The sequence below is a fragment of the Streptomyces sp. NPDC088794 genome, from assembly GCF_044750545.1.
Classification (GTDB): Bacteria; Actinomycetota; Actinomycetes; order Streptomycetales; family Streptomycetaceae; genus Streptomyces.
The window spans coordinates 95,537-114,092 of the sequence record NZ_JBIVKB010000021.1; the positions used below are offsets into that span (position 1 = coordinate 95,537).

Consider the following 18,556-nt stretch of genomic DNA (forward strand, 5'->3'; position numbering starts at 1 on the left):
GGTGGGGACTCGTGGAGGGACGGTCAGCACGAACGGGGCAACTGCCGTGACGCGGGCCGGATCGGAGACCGCCGGACACGGGCGCTGTCAGGTACGGGCCGCAGCAAGGCCGTTCGCGGCGTGAAGCGGTACGAGCGAGGAGCGGACCGAACGGAGTGCGTTGTACCAGACCGGAGCCATTTTCTCGTAGCCGGCTTTCGTGGGGTGAATGCCGTCTGCGAGATCAGCCGTGGTCAGCGAGTCGTACATTTTCACCAGGCGGACCCGGGAGTCCTTCTGTGCAATGATTGACGGAATCGCGGCGTTGTATGCCCTGACGCGCGACTCCAGGGTGGCATTCGACTGCGGAGGAATGGTCGCCACGAAAATGATGCTCTGCGGTTTGATCGCCCGAATATGGTCGATCAGTCCTGAAAGGCGGGTGGGGGCATTCGCGATGTCGTAGTTCTGATTCAGGTCGTTGGTGCCGATGAGGAGCATGATGGTCCGCGGGTCGCTCTGTCCCAACCAGGTCCCGATGTTCGCGTCTAGCTGGTCGATGCGCCAGCCGGGGTGGCCTTCGTGGTCGCGGTCGCCGAGTTCGGCAGGACCGTTGGTCTGCGAGCCGACGAAATCGACGGTGTATCCCCCTGCGGTAAGGAGTTGCCACAGCTTCACCCGGTACCCGCCCGGGTAGGGCGTGTATCCGTCGGTTATGGAATCGCCGAGCGGCATGATCCGTACGCCGCCGTTGGACTGGCCGGGGACCGCCGCCGACGCGGACGCACTCCCCAGGAGGATTCCGGCGGCCGCAAGGGATCCACCGAGGATCGCCGTCCGTCTCGACACAGGAGCAGGCATGGAGAATTCCTTCGGGAAGAGAAAGCTGAGAAGAGTGGGACAGGGGCACGCGCTGGTTCACCGCTCGCGGACGAGCGAACGTGGCCAGTGCCAGGAAATTCATTGGACTGGCCCACGTCAATACCGATGGCAAGCTCCAGTGCGGCGAACTGTCGCGTGGAAACGTTGTTGCCTTCCGGTGCCCACCAGGTTTCGGCGGCGTGAACTGGCGGTGATTGCCCTCGTTACGCCTTGCTTTGCATTCGCTGTGACCTTGATGTCGGCTGACCATGGAGCGTAAATACTTTTGCTGACCCGGCCGGACACCTTCCCGGAGGCGTACCAGGGCCACACACTGGACGGGAGTGATCACGCAATGTTAGAGACGTTCAGCGGCCTCGCTATCAGGGTGTGCCTGCCGCCGGAGAGGGGGCGGCGAGCGCTGAGCACCAAGCGAGCGACCGCAGGACCCCATATGCGAGTGAAGGCGGGATCCGTGAGCGGCACCGTCTCCGCTTCGGCGTCGAATCCGACAGCATCCCAGTTCAGCAGCAGACCGCGCCCCGCCGGTGGGGTGACGGTTGCCGATCCCTCAGACTGGATCGCCAGTTCCCCGCCAAGGAGCAGATGCAGAGCCAGAGTTGGTGGGGCGGTCCGGGATCGCCAGACGTCGGCGACCTCGACGCGCTCGTCGGGGCCGCGTACCAGACGCACGGTCCGGAACCACGACTCCAGGTCGGCCTGCGGTGGATAGGCCTGCGCCATGTCAAAGGTCAGCTCGTCAACGTCGGCGTCGTGGCGGGCCCGCACCGAAGTGGCCCGGAAGCTGTGTCCCGGCAGCTGCCCGAAGCCGTTCACGACGGGCACGTTGTGGAACTCGCTGGTCATGGACCAGATGCTGTAGCGATCCTCGTTGAACGTCTCCCTGCGGTAAGTTCCCACTCCCGCGTCGATGATCAGGGGACGGCTGTCGACAGCGACGATGAAGGTTCCGACGTCGTTGTGGTTGTGGCTCTCGTCGTTGTGGCCCCCCTTGGCCGCGACGAGCAGGCCGTTGCCGGATCCCTCATGTGTGCGGGACACCATCACCTCTGTGTCAGGCAGCCAAGTGCGCGCCGGCAGCGGGAACTCGGCCGGTGGCGCAGCGCGCCATTCCTGGTCGAGCAGCGCGTCGAGCGCCCGGCGCAGGTCGAAGGGCCCGCCTGGTTGCCAGACGGCGCCGCCGGCGTGCTCGCGCAGTGCTCGCGCGTGATCACTGACCGCCGGCTGTTTGGTGCGGTGCCCGTAGCGGTGGAGCAGCGCGGGCGCGGTCTCGCGCGGGCGAGCTGGGCCGTCGGCAAAGTTGACGGCCCAGCCGTCGCCGATCCAGGTGGTCATGGGGTATCGGGCCATGGCACTGACGAGTGGATGGTCGAAGACGCCTCGGTCCGCACCAAGCAGCGACGTGATCGTCTCCAGGCACTCGAACAAGCTGGCGCCTGCGCGCCACCAATAGTGCGGACCCTCGTCGCAGCCCCCGTCCCGCGAGTGTGCCCGCAGGTAGTTCTCCAGCCCTTCAAGAATGCGGCTTACCAGGGCGGTACGGCGGTCGCCGGATTCTTCCGTCAAGGCCGTGGTGAGCAGCAACTCGGAGTGAATCCACGGGTTCCAGTTGTTCAGCTTTGCTGTCGAGCCGTCATACCAGCCCCATTCGTTCCGCTGCAGATAGGGGGTCAGGACGCGGTTGGACACTTTCCGGCGCAGTCGCCGGCGAATCAGCGGATCGCGCCGGTCCAGTTCGTCGCCCACGAGGACGTCGGTGAGAGCGAGGAGCACGGCGGTGCCGGACGCACCGAGATCCAGCGTGGGGTGATCGGGGTCGGCGAGCAGACCGCGTTCGGGGCCCAGGACCCGGAAGTCGTGGGCGGGCCAACACCAGGTCGTCTCTTCGCACAGCGCCCATACGCCGTCCATTACGTCGTTCATAAACGCGTCGATGCCGCGTGTCGTGCCGAATGACAGGCCTGTCGCCAGCACTGCGTGGCCGAGCCGGGCTCTGCGTGCGAATACAGGCTCCTGATGGCCCCAGCGATCACCGTCGCGGGCGAAACGGGCGAACGACGAAGCCGTTAGGCCTGGCCAGGGCAGACCGAGCGAGGCGGAGGCGGTCTCCAGGATGCCGTCCCGAGCGTCCGGATCGACGGATTCCCAAGGATCGCGGTCCCTCAGCGGGGGCACCGGGCTCCACCGACCGATTGCCGGCATTTGGTGGGTGATGAGAGACGAAGGGAACAGCTGGGTGAGCTGCGGGTATCCCGTGTCGACTCGCTCCTCTCTCTGCGGGGTGGAGGCAGGATCGGGCTGCGGCGACGTCATCGTGTCCCTTCCTGGGTGGGTGAGGGCTGGGCTGCGGTGGTCGAGGGAGTGGGTTGGGGGGCGGCAACTGCCGTTTCCGTCAAACGCCGCCGCCGTTATGGGTGCGCAGGCGCGGGGCGAAGGTCATGTTGAAGACTCCCGCCGCGGCGCCCACCGCCGCGGCGGATGCGCTCAGCGTGGAGCACGTGACGCGTACCGTGCGGGCCCGGCGGGCCATCGGAAAGCGGTTCACCGCTGTCGAGATCTCCGCGAGGAACAGCTCCGCGACTTCGGGGAGGACCGCCGGCCCACCGACGATCATCAGGTCAATGTCGTACAGATCCGTCATGGCAACTGCGCCCCGGGACACAGTGCGTGCGACCGCACGGATCGCGCTCACCGCGCGTTGATCTCCCGCGGCCGCCGCCGCGCACACGGCGTCGTAGGCGAGGCCGCCGTCGGGGACCAGGAAGCCTGCCTGCCCGGCTCGGGCGACCACGGCGGATATGGGAGCACACTCCGGCACCATGGAAGGACCGCCTTCGGGCGTCAACTGACCGATGGCGTAGGCGGTCAATTCACCGAACTCGCCGGCATTGCCCGAGGTCCCGCGGTACACGTCACCGTTGAGGAAGGCTCCGCTGCCTGCCCCGGCCCCCAGGTACAGGTATACGAAGTCTGTGCTGCTCTCGCCGGAGCCGAGCCAATGTTCACCGATCGCTGCTGCGGTGGCGTCCTTCTCCAGCAGAGTCGGAAGCCCCAGCATGCGGCTCAGCTCCGCTCGCAGTGGAAAATCCCCCCACTTCGACCACAGAGGAGGGTTGAGCAGGACCCCCTCGTTCATGTCGAGCGGACCGGGCGCAGCCACTCCCACACCGAGGAGCTTGGTCCCGAGGGAGCCTGCGGCGTGGACAGCCTCTGTCGTCGTCCGGGTCATCCACTCCAGACACGACTGCGGATCACTCTCCGGGGTGACGGCGAGATACCGCCTTTCTCGTACGTTGCCACACAGGTCGACCAGAACATGGGTGATCTTCTCCGGATCGACGTGAATCCCGATGGCGCAGGCGGCAGTCGGGCGCAACTTCAGTGGCACCCGGGGCTTGCCCTTGCCCGTTGAACGGCGTTCGTCCTCAGCCAGAAAGCCCGTGGTGAGCAGATTGCGGGTGATCCTGGAGACTGCCTGCGGCGTCAGCCCGGTGCGCTGTGCGATCTCGACCCGGCTGAGTGTGCCGGCAACGCGCACAGCCTCGATCACCAGCTTCTCGTTGAACGAGCCCAACTCCATCTGGTCGAAGGCGCGATGCATCGCGCGGCGGCGCGGTGGCGTCTCCCCCCGGACCGCGCGCAGCCAACGAAACGGCGTGCCTGTCGGTGCCTGGGACAGACCGCGAGCCGCGTCGGCGAGGGTGTCCAGAGCGACCCGTGCGCGTTGTGGCTGATGGTGCAATTCGAGCTGAGCCAACAGACAGACGGTGGCCGCCCAGCTCATGGAGGCAGGTGCTTTGTGCAATTGGGCTCCCCCCGAGAGGCCGGCGCCGCCGTCCCCCCAGGTGACGACATGGATCCGGCGCCCTGACCATCGACCCGCGAAGGGGGGTGGGGGAGAGGGGGTGTTCGTGGCCGCTTCCGGACGGGAGGCACCGGAAGCCCGGTGCGATGGCTCCGACTCAGGGGACGAACTGCTGTGGCGGGCGTCGTGCTCCAAGCCCTCCGGATGCGCCTGTCGCATCACCGCCGTCAGCGCGGCATAACGCATCTGTCGTTCCTCAGCCGTTGCGGCGCCGGCTCTGCCCTGCCCGGAGGGCACGGCCTCGGCGATCACCACGAAGGCCCTGCCGTCTGCGTGTGCGCCTGCGGCGAGGAGTTCCGAGCGGTGGCAGCTCAGGGGTGGATGGACCGGCAGCACGATCGTGGGTTCGGTGGCCCCGGGCTTGATCTGCCAGCGTTGCCACACCTTGACGAGGGCGGTGTGCGACAGTCCCAGGTGATCGCCCAGGCCCCGGGCCGACCAGGCATGCTGCGGCGGTGGGGGGCCAGCCAACGTGGCGGCAATGACGTCCGCCTCGTCGATGCGTACAGGGCGGCCGCTGCGCGGACGGTGTTCCAGGCCGGCGAGGCCATGGGCCGCGTACCGCTGCCGCCAAGCGGTGACCGTAGGGCGGGAGATCCCCAGTGCCTGGGCGCTCCGGGAAACCGACAGACCGGCCATCGCGTCCTCGACGATTCGCAGGCGGACGGCGCGATCCTGCCTGCCGTCAGCCCAAGCATGCAGATCGGCGATTTCCTGTTCGGTCAACGACCACGGATTTGATTTGTGCATGACTCATCTCACGTCTGCTGTGTAAAAGTATTTAGTGGCCATTTACTGCGTTGCCGCGTGGCCCTGGTTCGCGCTTGTGCCCGGTCAGTCAGAACGGGGATCACCTGCGGCAACGCAGTCCGACTATCGCCACCAGCGCACCTTTCGGAGTCGCCTTGCAACATACGGCCGACTCCGCTTCCCTGTCCACGGCATTGACGTCAAGCAATCCATGGGACTTACATGAGCGCGCCAGTCCAGATGCGGAAAGGGACGTCCGTATCTCGGGGAAGGGATCACACGACATGACAACGGTTGATCGGCCGCTCGACCGGCCGGATACTGCCAAAGCGCCCCGCCGGGGAAGGCCTCCCGCAGCCTCTCGGCGCAACATGGCGCTCTTCTGGTTCGCGGTCCCGGGTACGGCCCTGCTACTGCTGTTCCAGTACGTGCCGCTGCTCGGCAATGTGATCGCGTTCCAGGACTATCAGCCGTTCACCGGGATCATGCATAGCAGGTGGAGCGGCTTCGACAACTTTAAGATCATTTTCAATGGGGATCCTGCGTTCCTGCACGCTCTGGTCAACACCCTTGAACTGACCGTCATCCAGGTCGTGTTCGTCTTTCCGCTGCCCATTCTGCTGGCGCTGCTGCTCAACAGCCTCGTCAGTGAGCGAGTCAAGCGTGCCATCCAGAACGTGCTGTACCTGCCGCACTTCCTGTCCTGGGTCGTCGTGGTCGCCATCTTCCAGCAGATGCTGGGATCCGGCGGCCTGCTGAACGTCTTCCTCCAGGCGCACAGCATGGGTACATGGAACATCATCGGCAACCCGGAGCTGTTCAAGACTCTGCTGACTTCCCAGGTCATCTGGAAGGACACGGGATGGGCGACCATCCTGTTCCTCGCGGCGCTCTCCCGGGTCGACACCGATCTCTACGAGGCGGCTGCTGTCGACGGTGCCAGCCGACTGAGGCAGACCTGGCACGTGACCCTGCCTGCGCTGCGCGGCCTGGTGATCCTGCTGCTGATCCTGCGCCTCGGTGACGCGCTGAGCGTCGGCTTCGAGCAGATCGTGCTCCAGCAGACCGGCATGGACAAGAACACCACCGAGGTGCTGGACACCTACGTCTACAACAACGGCCTCGTCGCCGGGCAATGGGGCGTCAGCGCCGCCGTGGGCCTGATCAAGGGGCTGGTCGGCGTGGTTCTGGTGCTGGGCGCGAACAAAATCGCCCATCTTCTCGGCGAGGAAGGCATCTACCGCAAATGACCATACTGTCCCCAACGGGCCGCAGGCCCGCGCGCACCTACAGCGCAGTACCGGGCCAGTCCGGGGGCTCGCCCGCCTGGCGCACCCTCAAGTCGCTGATCCTTCTCGTCTGCGTGTTCCTTGTCGCCATCCCGTTCCTCGCTGTGCTCTCCACTTCGCTCGCGGATGCCGCACAGATCAACCAGACCGGCGGGTTCGTGCTCTGGCCCGACCACCCGACCCTCGACTCCTACAAAGCCCTGCTCGGCGGTGGCCTCGTCTCCCGCGCGATGCTGGTCAGCGTCGGCATCACCGTCGTCGGCACCGCGATCAGCCTCGCCGCGTCGATCACCCTCGCCTACGGGCTCAGTCGTTCCGGCGCGTACGGCCAGAAGACGATTTTGCTGCTCCTGGTGTTCTCGCTGCTCTTCGTGCCCGGCGTGATCCCCAGCTACCTGCTGGTCAAGCAACTCGGGCTGATCAACAGCTACTGGGCGCTGATCCTGCCCACCGCCGTCAACGCGTTCAACGTGATCGTGCTGCGCTCGTTCTTCAGCAGCCTGCCCAGAGAACTGATCGATGCGGCACGCATCGACGGCGCGAGCGAGTGGCGCATCCTGACCCGGATTGTGATGCCGTTGTCGAAGGCGTCGATCGCGGTGATCGGTCTCTTCTACGCGGTCTCCTACTGGAACGCCTTCTTCAACGCGCTCATCTACATCAACCAGTCGGTGAAATGGCCGCTCCAACTGGTGCTCCAGACCTACGTGGTGAACAACGCCGCCATCGGGCAGGGCCAGACGTCGGATCCCGCTGCCGCGCTGCCGCCCACGGTCGCGCTCCAGGCGGCCATCCTCATCCTGTCGATCGTTCCCATCATCATCATCTATCCCTTCCTGCAGAGGCATCTGACCAAGGGCGTGATGATCGGCGCGGTCAAGGGCTGAGCGACATGCACGCGGACGGCCGTCAAGTCGTCGTCCTCGGGGCGACCCCCCGCATCGACTGCACGGAAGAAGGGATGACCCACCCATGGGTGCGCACCTCACCCGGAGAAACGTCCTGCTGACAGGACTCGCCGCTGCGGCCGCTCCCGCGCTGGCCGCCTGCGGCGACGGCGGCCCCACGCCGTCGGTCGCGGACAACGCCGACGTACGGCTTCCGGACTACATCCCCTATCAGGAAATTCGACCGGACCTGCTCGGAACCAAAGCCGGTGTCCTCAACGGCTATTACCACTACCCAGAACACCCGGTCACCGCCGCCCCCGACGGTCCGCCGGCCACGGGTCCGTCCATCAACGTCATGACGCTGACGTACAGCGCAGTTCCACCGCCGGTGGGCAGAAACCCGATGTGGCAGCAGCTCAACAAGGCGCTCGGCACTTCGCTGAACTTCGAGAACGTGCCGGTCGCCAACTACCCGGTCAAGACCGCCCTGACCGTGGCCGGCGGCGACCTGCCCGACGCCATGCTGATCCTGCCCGCAACCCCGCGCCAGCCCGCCATGCTCAACGCATTGTTCGAGGATCTGTCGCCGTATCTGTCCGGCAGCGGCGTACGCAAGTACCCGTTCCTCGCCAACCTGCCCACCGCGTCCTGGAGCCCCATGGTCATCGCGGGCGGCCTCTACGGCCTCCCGCAACCCCGCGCCAACAGCGGTTCGGCCATGTTCTACCGGGCGGACATCTTCAAGAAAAAGGGCGTCGACCCCGCACCGAAGTCCTTCAAGGACTACCTCCAGCTCTGCAAGGACGTCGCCGAGCCCAAGAACGCCAAGTACGCCAATGGCGACCCCACAGTGACGCTCTACTTCCTCCTGGAGATGCTGGGTGGCGCCAACACCTGGACCCAGCAGAACGGCGAGTTCACCTGGTGGCTCGAGCAGACCGACATCCTGCGCGAGGCCCTCGACGGCATGCGCCAGCTGGTCAAGGCGCAGACCATCCACCCCGACGGCTTCACCACCGTGGGAAAGTTCAAGGACTGGTTCGGCAACGGCCAGATCGCCATGAACTACGACGGCCTCTCCGCCTGGAACCAGTACCTCCTCACCTACGGGGCCACCGACCCGAAGTTCGACGTCGACGCGATGGTCGCGCCGGGCTACGACGGCGGTAAGGGAACCCACTGGGCCGGTCACACGTCCTTCGCCATGCTCAGCCTCAAGAAGGCGCCGCGCGAGCGGATCGAGCAGCAACTGCGCGCGTACAACTTGCTCGCCGCGCCGTTCGGCACAGACAACTACCTGCTGCGCAAGTACGGGGCCAAGGGCCACGACTTCACCTTCAAGAAGTCGGACCCGATCCAGAACCCCATCGGCGTCACGGACACCGGCCTGCCGACCGGGTTCGTCACGGACGCGCCGCAGAGCATCTACTACCCGCAGAGCACCGAGCCGGTAAGGCGACAGCATGCCTTCCAGGAGCGCGCAGTCGACATCCTCGTGACCGACCCGTCCTATGGCCTCTACTCGGAGACCAGCACCACGGCCGGCACCACTATCCAGCAGAACATCATCGAGGGCCCTCTCAAGGGGTACATGCGCGGAACCTCGAGCTGGAACGACATCGCCGACGCGGTGAAGGGCTGGCGCAAGGACGCGGGCGACAAGATGCGTGCCGAATTCGAGCAGTCCTGGGCCGGTCTGCACAAATAGGCGGTCGTCCGCCCAGCCACATCTGAACCACCACGCAAAGGATCTCGCACTGTGCACGACGAACGACGGATCACCGAGGCACGCGTACGGAAACTACTGGAGAGGGTCATCCGCCCCGCGCTGTACAGTGCCGCCCGTCCGCTCGCTCTCGAAGCCTGGCACGTCGAGGGCGAACCGGTGCCCTTCGCCGACGCCCGGCGCGCGTCCTACGAGCCGATGGCACTGGGGGACACCTGGGGCAGGCCCTGGGCCACGACCTGGCTCAAGGCGACCGGGGAGATCCCGGCCGAATGGCAAGGCTGCCGAGTGGAGGCAGTCTTCGACCTGGGCTTCGACCTCAGTCGCGGCCCTGGAGGCCAGGCGGAGGGGCTGGTGTACCAGTCCGGTTCCCCCGTCCAGGGCCTGCACCCCTACAGCCGCAGCGTCCTGCTCACGGCCGACGCCGCCGGCGGCGAGGACATCGACCTCATGGTGGAACTCGCCGCCAACCCCGACATCTCCGGCAGCCAGGCCAAGGGAACCCACTACGGATCCCTGCGCACCGCCGGCGACAAGCACCTCTACCAGCTCAAGCAGGCCGAACTCGCCGTCCGCGACGAGGAGGTGTGGCACCTCATCCACGACATCGAGGTCCTCGATCAGCTCATGCACGAGCTGCCCGAGGGCGCCTCGCGTCGCCACGAGATCCTGTACGCGCTGCGCCGCTGCGCCGACGCACTGGTCGCGCATGATGTCAGTGGCACCGCACCCGCCGCGCGCGCCCAGCTTGTCGACGTACTTGCCCGCCCTGCCCACGGCTCCGCGCACACGGTGACGGTGGTCGGCCACGCGCACATCGACTCCGCCTGGCTGTGGCCGGTCCGCGAGACCATGCGCAAGTGCGCGCGCACCTTCACCAACATGACCACCCTTGCTGCCGAATACCCCGAGCTCGTCTTCGCCTGCTCCTCCGCGCAGCAGTACGCCTGGATCAAGGAGCGCCAGCCCGAGGTCTTCGAGCGGATCAAGAAGGGCGTCACCGCGGGCAACTGGGTCCCGGTGGGGGGTATGTGGGTCGAGGCCGACGGCAACCTTCCCGGCGGCGAGGCCCTGGCCCGCCAACTCGTCTACGGCCGCCGCTTCTTCGCCGAGGAGTTCGGCATCGAGCAGCAGGGCGTCTGGCTGCCCGACTCGTTCGGCTACACCGCCGCCTACCCACAGCTCGCCAAGCTCGCCGGAGCCCGCTGGTTCCTCACCCAGAAGCTCTCCTGGAACGAGACCAACCGGCTGCCGCACCACACCTTCGACTGGGAGGGCATCGACGGCACCCGCATCTTCACCCACTTCCCGCCCGTGGACACCTACAGCGCCGAACTCTCGGCCGCCGAACTCGCCCACGCCGAGCGGAACTTCGCGGACAAGGGCCCGGCCACCCGTTCGCTCGCCCCGTTCGGCTACGGCGACGGCGGCGGCGGCCCCACCCGGTCCATGCTGGAGCGTGCTCGCCGCCTCCGCGACCTGGAGGGATCGCCCCGTGTCGAGGTTGACCATCCGAACGCCTTCTTCGACACAGCTCGTGCCGAGTACAAGCAACTCCCCGTGTGGCGAGGTGAGTTGTACCTGGAGAACCACCGCGGCACGTACACCAGCCAGGCCCGTACCAAGCGAGGAAACCGCCGCTCCGAGGCTCTGCTTCGGGAGGCGGAGTTGTGGGCTGCCACCGCCGCCGTACGCGCCGACGCCCCGTACCCGTACGAGGAGTTGGAGGCCATCTGGCGCCGAGTGTTGCTCAACCAGTTCCACGACATCCTGCCAGGCACCTCCATCGCCTGGGTACACGAGCAGGCAGAGCAGGTCTACGGCGAACTGCGCCAGGATCTAGAAGCGGTCATCGACACGGCCGCAGGCCGGCTCGGCGGCGACCACACCACGGGCTTCCTGAACGCCGGCCCCTACGACCGCCGCGAGGTTTCCGTCCTGCCCGCACGGACCGACGGCACCGCCTCTGCCCCGCACGGCCAGCGGCTCTCCGACGGCCGGACCGCCGTCCTGGCCGATGTCGCCGCGCTCGGCACCGGCGGCGTCGTGGACGCCCCCACTACGCCCGTCACCGTGCGAGCCGAGCACGCCGGCTTCGTCCTCGACAACGGGACCCTGACCATCACGATCGACGCCGATGGCCTGGTCAGCCGAGCCTACGACCACGACGCCGGACGCGATGCCATCGCCCCCGGAACTGTCGGCAACCTCCTCCAACTGCACCCCGATGACCCGAACGTCTGGTCGGCCTGGAACATCGACCCCTATTACCGTGACACCGTGCGCGATCTGCGTGAGGCTCACTCGGTCACCCTCGTCGAGGAAGGTCCGCTGCTCGCATCGGTCCGTGTCGAGCGCCGGTTCGGCTCGTCGATCCTCGTGCAGCACCTCGAACTGGCCGCCGAGAGCAAGCAGCTCACTGTGCGCACGGACATCGACTGGCAGGAACGCGACACCGTACTGAAGGCGGCGTGGCCGCTGGACGTGCACGCCGAGCACGAGAGCGCGGAGATCCAGTTCGGGCATGTGCGGCGCCCCACGCACCAGAACACCAGTTGGGACGCGGCCCGCTTCGAACTCTGGGCGCACCGCTGGGTGCACGTCGGCGAACGGCATTGGGGAGCCGCCGTACTCAATGACTCGACCTACGGCCACGACATCGCCCGTGACACCCGCGAGGACGGCGGCACCACCACGACCCTGCGGCTGTCCCTGCTGCGTTCCCCGCACAGCCCGGACCCACAAGCCGATCGCGGCCGGCACACCTTCACCTACGCGCTGGTCGTCGGCGCCGGGATCGAGGAGGCGGTGTCGGGCGGCTACGCCCTCAACCTGCCCCTGCGGCCGACCGCCGCGGTGGCCCGCCCGCTCGTCGCCCTGGACACCACGGACGTCGTCGTGGAGGCGGTGAAACTGGCCGACGACCGCAGCGGCGACGTCGTGGTCCGGCTCTACGAGGCCTGCGGCGGCGGGGCCAAGGCCACCCTCACCGCCGACTTCCCGGTCACAGCAGTCAGCGACTGTGACCTACTGGAGAACCCTGAGCAGGAACTTCCGCTGACCGAGGGCGTGGCCGCGTCCTTCGCCATGCGCCCCTTCCAGGTCCGTACGTTGAGGCTGCATCGCCCCCAGGTGTCGGCCTGAGCAGTGCCGCGCACCGCGCCCCGTCATCCCCGCTGGCGGATCCGGCGCCCGGTTCGGCACGTTGCGGCCAGGGGGAGACCACGCACGGGATCTGCCCAAGCGGCTCCCGGTGGCATGGTCCGGCGTCGCCGCGAGCCGCAGACCGGGCGGGACATACGCGACACGCCTGAGCACATCGCGCGGCACCGTTGCGCCCGCACAAGGAAGACAGGAGAGGCATGCCCCCCACTGCCCGACCACAGCACATGGTTGAACCCGTACTCGGCGGAGAACCCCTCCCCGCCATCGTCGAACTGGTGCACGAGTGGGCCCGACTCCCCGGCGCACACCCCCTGCTGGGGGACTGGCGCCGGGCCGGATACCGACGCGGCGCCGACTTGCCGACCGACCCCGCGGGCCCCGTCATCGCGGCGTCCGACCACGGGATCCTGCCTGACACCGGTCAGGACACCAGCGCCGCGTTGCAACGGGAGCTGGACGACCTCGGCGCCCGTGGCGGCGGGGTGCTGTTGCTCGGCGCGGGCCGCTACGTTCTCGACCACCCGCTCTTCATCCACGACTCCCACACCGTTCTGCGCGGCGCCGGAACCGACGAGACCACCCTCTTCTTCCCCCGACCGCTCGCCGAGACCCTGGGGCCGGTCATCGAAGAGGACAGCGGCCAGAGCGCCTGGTCCTGGACCGGCGGGCAGATCTTCCTCATCTCCCGCGAGCGCCTCGCCACGTCACGGCAGGCGTGCTGGGACATCACCCGCACCCCAGAGGGCTGGCTGCCGGGCCCCCTCCAGGCACACGTCTCACCCGCCAGCCGGGGCACCCAGATACTCCTCGTGGACTCCACCGCGTCCCTCACTCCCGGTGCCATGGCCCTGCTTGAGCTCGACAACCTCCCCGACCGCGTCCTGCTCCGGGAGATCGCGGGCGGCGTCCCAGGCGCCGGCACCTACGAATGGGGCCGCCGCGCGGCGCGCATCGCCGCCCCGGTGGAACTCGCCGACTACCGCACCTGGCGGTGGCCCGTCGTCGTCACCGAGATCCTCAACTCCCGCACCGTGCGCACAGAACAACCGCTCCGGCTGACCATCAGGCCCGGCACCCCAGCACGATTGCGCGCCCTCGGCCCGACCGTCCACGACAGCGGCGTCGAGCACCTGACCATCGAGAACAGGTTGCTGCCGCAGACTCGCCACAACCGGCACCCCGGCTCCAACGGGGTGTGCTTCCAGGCCGTCCAGGACTGCTGGGCCCGCAACGTCCGTGTGGTCAACGCGGACTGTGCATACGTGCTGACCTCGGCGAAGTCGTGCACTCTGACCGCCATATCCCACCGGGGACGAGCCCTGCACCACTTCGTAGCCTGCCGGGCACAGTCCCACGACAACCTCGTCGAGGACTTCCTGCTGGAAGAGTTCACCGTCGCCCCGGCTCCCGACACCGTGGTCCATGGGATCAACCTCGAAGGTCTCTCCAGCGGCAACGTCTACCGCCGGGGCACCCTGCGTGCCGGGACCTTCGACTCACACCGCCAGATGCCTTTCGAGAACCTGCGGACCGACATCACCCTCGACAACACCGGACACGCCGGGGGCGCAGCCGACGCCGGACCGCGCTACGGGGCCCGCACCGTCCACTGGGGCGTCACCGTCACCAACAGCCGCAGCCAGAACATCGACGTGTCCGACTCCGCGCCGCGCTCCGTGACGGCCGGCATCGTCGGCCTCGACCGGCCCGGTTCGGGCGAGGACAGCGAATTCGACGGGGACCTCGGATCGCTCCGGCTGGCCTTCGGCACCGATCTCGGCGCCGCCCGCGACCTGCTCGACCTGCAACGCGGCATGGCCCCTCCGCACCACTCGCAGAGATATCGCCGCGGCACGCGCTGCCCCCGCCCACACCCCCTCGCACCAACAGGAGACCCCTTCATGCACGACGACCGGAACCTGGTCGAAGCCCGCCTGGAACGCGTCCTGAGGGAACGCCTCCGGCCGGCTGTCCACCCCGTCAGCACACCCCTGACCGTGGAGATCTGGTCCGCCCCCGGCGAACCCGTGCCCGTGGCCGAAGGCCTGGCCGCCCCCACCCAGCCGATCACCCCCGGCACCCCCTGGGGCGCCCCTTGGGGCACCAGCTGGTTCAAGGTCACCGGCGCTGTGCCAGCCGAGTGGGCGGGCCGCACCGTCGAGGCCGTCCTCGACCTCGGCTTCACCCCGCGCACCCCCGGCTTCCAGTGCGAGGGCCTCGTCTACCGGCCCGACGGCACCCCGGTCAAGGGCGTCCACCCGCGCAACACCTACGTCCGCGTCGGCTCGCCTGCGGCCGGCGGCGAGCAGGTCCACTGGCACATAGAGGCCGCCTCCAACCCCGACATCCACTCTGGCGACGCTCCCTTTCAGCCCACCACCAAGGGCGACTTGGCGACGGCGGGCGAAGCACCCCAGTACCTCCTCGGCGAGATGCGGCTCGCCATCCTCGACGAGACCGTGTGGAATCTCGTCCTGGACTTCGAGGTGCTCGGCGAGCTGATGGCCGAACTCCCCCTGGAGGGCGCCCGCCGCTGGGAGGTCCTGCGCTCCGTCAGCCGCGCCCTCGACGCGCTCGACCTCCAGGACATCGCCGGCACCGCCCAGGCCGCTCGCGACGAATTGACCGGCATGCTCGCTGCGCCCGCCGACCCCGCCGCACACCACATCAGCGCCGTCGGCCACGCGCACATCGACTCCGCCTGGCTGTGGCCGCTGCGCGAGACGGTCCGCAAGGTCGCCCGCACCGCGTCGAATATGACCGCCCTGCTCGACGACGACCCCGACTTCGTGTTCGCCATGTCGCAGGCCCAGCAGTTCGCGTGGATCAAGGAGCACCGCCCCGAGGTCTACGCCCGGGTCCGCAAGGCCGTCGCCGACGGCAGGTTCGTGCCAGTGGGCGGCATGTGGGTCGAGTCCGACACCAACATGCCCGGCTCCGAGGCCATGGCTCGTCAGTTCGTCCACGGCAAGCGGTTCTTCCTGGACGAATTCGGCATTGAGGACGACGAGGTCTGGCTGCCCGACACCTTCGGCTTCGCGGCCGGTCTGCCCCAGATCATCAAGGCCGCGGGCGCTTCCCGGCTGCTCACCCAGAAGATTTCCTGGAGCCGCACCAACAGCTTTCCCCACCACACCTTCTGGTGGGAGGGCATCGACGGCTCCCGGATCTTCACCCACTTTCCGCCCGTCGACACGTACAACTGCGAGATGCTCGGACAGCAGGTCCAGCACGCCGCCCGCAACTTCAAGGAGAAGGGCGTCGCCACCCGCTCCCTCGCGCCCACCGGCTTCGGCGACGGCGGCGGCGGCACCACCCGCGAGATGGTCGCCAAGGCCGCCCGGCTGCGTGACCTCAACGGCTCGCCCACCGTCGAGTGGGAGACCCCGGCGGCGTTCTTCGCCAAGGCCCAGGCCGAGTACCCCGACCCGGCGGTCTGGGTCGGCGAGCTGTACCTCGAGCTGCACCGCGCCACCCTCACCACCCAGGCGCAGACCAAGCGAGGCAACCGCCACAGCGAGTCCCTGCTCACCGAGGCCGAGCTGTGGGCCGCGACCGCCGCGCTGCGTACCGGCCACCCCTACCCGTACGAGGACCTGGACCGGATCTGGAAGACGGTGCTGCTGCACCAGTTCCACGACATCCTGCCCGGCTCCTCGATCGCCTGGGTGCACCGCGAGGCCCGGGAGACCTACGCGCGGCTGGCCGCAGAACTGAACGACATCATCGGCGCCGCGCAGCGCGCTCTGGCGGGGGACGCCTCCGGCGGCACCGAACTGGTTTTCAACCCGGCCCCGCACAGCCGTGCCGGCGTACCGGCTGGTGGCGCCTGCGCGCAGTCCACGGCGGACCAGGCGGTCGTTCCCGAGCCACGTGAGAAGGGCGGTTACGTCCTGGACAACGGCCAGCTGCGGGTGGTCATCGACGCACGCGGCCTGGTGGTCTCCGCATACGACATCGCCGCGGGCCGCGAGTCCATCGCGCCGGGACAGGCCGCCAACCTGCTCCAGCTCCACCCTGACCTGCCCAACGAGTGGGACGCTTGGGACGTCGACGCCTTCTACCGCAACACCGGCAGTGACCTCACCGACGTCACCGGCCTCACCGCCCAGGGGACCGCCGTCCGCGTCGAACGCGCCTTCGGCTCCTCGCGGGTCACCCAGCTGCTCTCGGTGCCGACCGACGCCAAGCGGCTCGACATCCGCACCGAGGTCGACTGGCACGAGACCGAGCGCCTGCTGAAGCTGGCCTTCCCGCTCGACGTCAAGGCCGACCGGTACGCCTCGGAGACCCAGTTCGGCCACGTCTACCGGCCCACCCACCAGAACACCAGCTGGGAGTGGGCGAAGTTCGAGGCGTGCAACCACCGGTTCGTGCACGTCGACGAGCCAGGCTGGGGCGCCGCGGTCGTCAACGACTCCACGTACGGCCACGACGTGACCCGCAGCGTCCGCAACGATTCCGGTACGACGACCACGGTCCGCGCCTCCCTGCTGCGCGCCCCCCGTTACCCCGACCCGGAGACCGACCAGGGCGTGCACCGCTTCCGGCACGCGCTCGTGCCCGGCGCCAGCATCGGCGATGCCGTCCGTGAGGGCTACCGTGTCAACCTGCCCGAGCGGCGGGTCGCCGGCGCCGTCACCGAGGTCGTCCCGCTGGTCGCCGTCGACCACGAGGGTGTCGTGGTCAGCGCGGTCAAGCTGGCCGACGACCGCAGTGGCGACCTGGTGGTCCGCCTGTACGAGGCGCACGGCGGCCGGGCGCACGTCACCTTGCGGGTGGAGGGTGCCACCACCGGCGGGGTAGTCCCCGCGGACCTGCTGGAGCGCCCCCTCGCCGACGCCGAACTGCCCGTCCGCACCGAGGACGGCTTCGTGCTCGACCTCCGCCCGTTCGAGATCGTGACGCTCCGCGTGACACGTTCCTGACCGACCCGTACGTCCCATCCCGCCCGCACCGAGAGAGGTTTCTGTTCATGACAGCCCGTGAGGGGCGCGTCACGCGCCCGAACGCCGTGTGCGTGATGGATCCCGCCGTCGCCTCGCGGATCCTTCCTCAGGAGCTGCGGGACCGACTGTCCGCGTCGGTCCGGCTCGCCGCCGACCCCGTCGTCCTCGACCGCGAGGCCGACTTCCCAGCGGCACTGGCCGACGCGGACATCTTGATCAGCGGCTGGGGGTGCCCCGCCCTTACCGCCGAGGTGCTGGCGCGAGCCCCCCGGCTGCGAGCCGTGATGCATGCAGCAGGCACGGTCAAGTCCCTGGTCAGCGATGTCGTCTGGGAGCGTGGCATCGCCGTGTCTTCGGCTGCCGACGCCAACGCTGGACCCGTCGTTTCCTACGCCGTTGCACTGATCGCGCTCGCCGCCCGGAGGACTCTGTCCATGGCAGCGCGCTATCAAGACGGCTGGCCCGATTTCGACGCCCGGTCCGGCGCCGACGGCCTCACGGTCGGCATCCTCGGCGCCTCCCGCATCGGACGCCGCGTCATCACCGAACTCGTCGCGGCCGACGCCGCGTACCACGTCCTGGTCAGCGACCCCTACCTCACCGACGAAGATGCCCGTCTGCTGGGCGCGGAACGGGTCGAACTTCCCGACCTGTGCCGCCGCTCCGGCGTGGTCAGCATCCACGCGCCCCTGCTGTCCGAGACGACCGGCCTGTTCGACTCCGATCTGCTCGCCCTCATCCCCGACGGCGGCGCCCTCATCAACACCGCACGCGGCTCCATCGTGGACACCGACGCCCTTACCGCGGAGTGTGCGAGCGGACGCCTTGAGGCCTATCTCGACGTCACTGACCCCGAACCGCTGTCCGCCGACCACCCGCTGCTGAACCTGCCCAACGTGCTCGTGACCCCGCACATCGCGGGCACCCAGGGCGACGAGGTCGCCCGCCTGGGCCGCTACGCGGTCGAGGAGGTCGAACGCTGGGTGGCAGGACAACCCCTGCGCGGCGAAGTCACCCGGCAGACCTTGCCCCGCCTGGCCTGACCCAGCACAGCAGCACCC

General features: G+C 68.3%; 9 protein-coding genes. 6 read left to right on the plus strand and 3 right to left on the minus strand.

Annotation, left to right across the window (positions count from 1 at the left end; translation table 11 throughout):
• Positions 1-87: 87 nt before the first annotated feature.
• From ACIP6U_RS42410 to ACIP6U_RS42420, 3 genes are all read right to left on the minus strand, one after another.
• Complete coding sequence (locus tag ACIP6U_RS42410; RefSeq protein WP_401728236.1) at positions 88-840, minus strand: SGNH/GDSL hydrolase family protein; 753 nt, start codon at positions 838-840, stop codon at positions 88-90.
• A 348-nt stretch (positions 841-1,188) separates the two neighbouring features.
• A complete protein-coding gene (locus tag ACIP6U_RS42415) occupies positions 1,189-3,174 on the minus strand; it encodes a heparinase II/III family protein (protein ID WP_401728238.1) in 1,986 nt (661 codons plus the stop codon).
• Positions 3,175-3,253: 79 nt separating this feature from the next.
• Positions 3,254-5,452: an ROK family protein gene (locus tag ACIP6U_RS42420; RefSeq protein WP_401728240.1), complete on the minus strand. Its 2,199-nt coding sequence runs from the start codon at positions 5,450-5,452 to the stop codon at positions 3,254-3,256.
• Between the two features lie 395 nt (positions 5,453-5,847).
• Between ACIP6U_RS42420 and ACIP6U_RS42425 the strand changes: the two genes are divergently transcribed.
• The 6 genes from ACIP6U_RS42425 to ACIP6U_RS42450 all read left to right on the plus strand — a co-directional run bounded on the left by ACIP6U_RS42425 (position 5,848) and on the right by ACIP6U_RS42450 (position 18,538).
• Complete coding sequence (locus ACIP6U_RS42425) at positions 5,848-6,726, plus strand: ABC transporter permease subunit (RefSeq protein ID WP_401728242.1); 879 nt, start codon at positions 5,848-5,850, stop codon at positions 6,724-6,726.
• Positions 6,723-7,652 carry a carbohydrate ABC transporter permease gene (locus ACIP6U_RS42430; RefSeq protein WP_401728243.1) on the plus strand — a complete coding sequence of 310 codons (930 nt, stop codon included), beginning with the start codon at positions 6,723-6,725 and terminating at the stop codon, positions 7,650-7,652. Before ACIP6U_RS42425 ends, ACIP6U_RS42430 begins: the two co-directional genes overlap by 4 nt.
• A gap of 85 nt (positions 7,653-7,737) precedes the next feature.
• A complete protein-coding gene (locus ACIP6U_RS42435) occupies positions 7,738-9,363 on the plus strand; it encodes an ABC transporter substrate-binding protein (RefSeq protein WP_401728244.1) in 1,626 nt (541 codons plus the stop codon).
• A 51-nt stretch (positions 9,364-9,414) separates the two neighbouring features.
• On the plus strand, positions 9,415-12,525 hold the full coding sequence (locus ACIP6U_RS42440; RefSeq protein WP_401728246.1) for an alpha-mannosidase: 3,111 nt from the start codon (positions 9,415-9,417) through the stop codon (positions 12,523-12,525).
• Positions 12,526-14,447: 1,922 nt separating this feature from the next.
• The gene (locus tag ACIP6U_RS42445; protein ID WP_401728332.1) at positions 14,448-17,474 is read left to right on the plus strand and encodes an alpha-mannosidase; all 3,027 of its coding nucleotides are present in this window, start codon (positions 14,448-14,450) and stop codon (positions 17,472-17,474) included.
• A 47-nt stretch (positions 17,475-17,521) separates the two neighbouring features.
• Entirely contained in the window at positions 17,522-18,538 is a 1,017-nt protein-coding gene (locus ACIP6U_RS42450) for a hydroxyacid dehydrogenase (protein ID WP_401728248.1), read from the plus strand.
• Positions 18,539-18,556: the final 18 nt, after the last annotated feature.

Coding starts and splice junctions, on each gene's coding strand:
- ACIP6U_RS42410 (WP_401728236.1), bottom strand. CDS start 840: ATGCCTGCTCCTGTGTCGAGACGGACGGCGATCCTCGGTGGATCCCTT.
- ACIP6U_RS42415 (WP_401728238.1), bottom strand. CDS start 3,174: ATGACGTCGCCGCAGCCCGATCCTGCCTCCACCCCGCAGAGAGAGGAG.
- ACIP6U_RS42425 (WP_401728242.1), top strand. CDS start 5,848: ATGGCGCTCTTCTGGTTCGCGGTCCCGGGTACGGCCCTGCTACTGCTG.
- ACIP6U_RS42430 (WP_401728243.1), top strand. CDS start 6,723: ATGACCATACTGTCCCCAACGGGCCGCAGGCCCGCGCGCACCTACAGC.
- ACIP6U_RS42435 (WP_401728244.1), top strand. CDS start 7,738: ATGGGTGCGCACCTCACCCGGAGAAACGTCCTGCTGACAGGACTCGCC.
- ACIP6U_RS42445 (WP_401728332.1), top strand. CDS start 14,448: ATGCACGACGACCGGAACCTGGTCGAAGCCCGCCTGGAACGCGTCCTG.
- ACIP6U_RS42450 (WP_401728248.1), top strand. CDS start 17,522: ATGACAGCCCGTGAGGGGCGCGTCACGCGCCCGAACGCCGTGTGCGTG.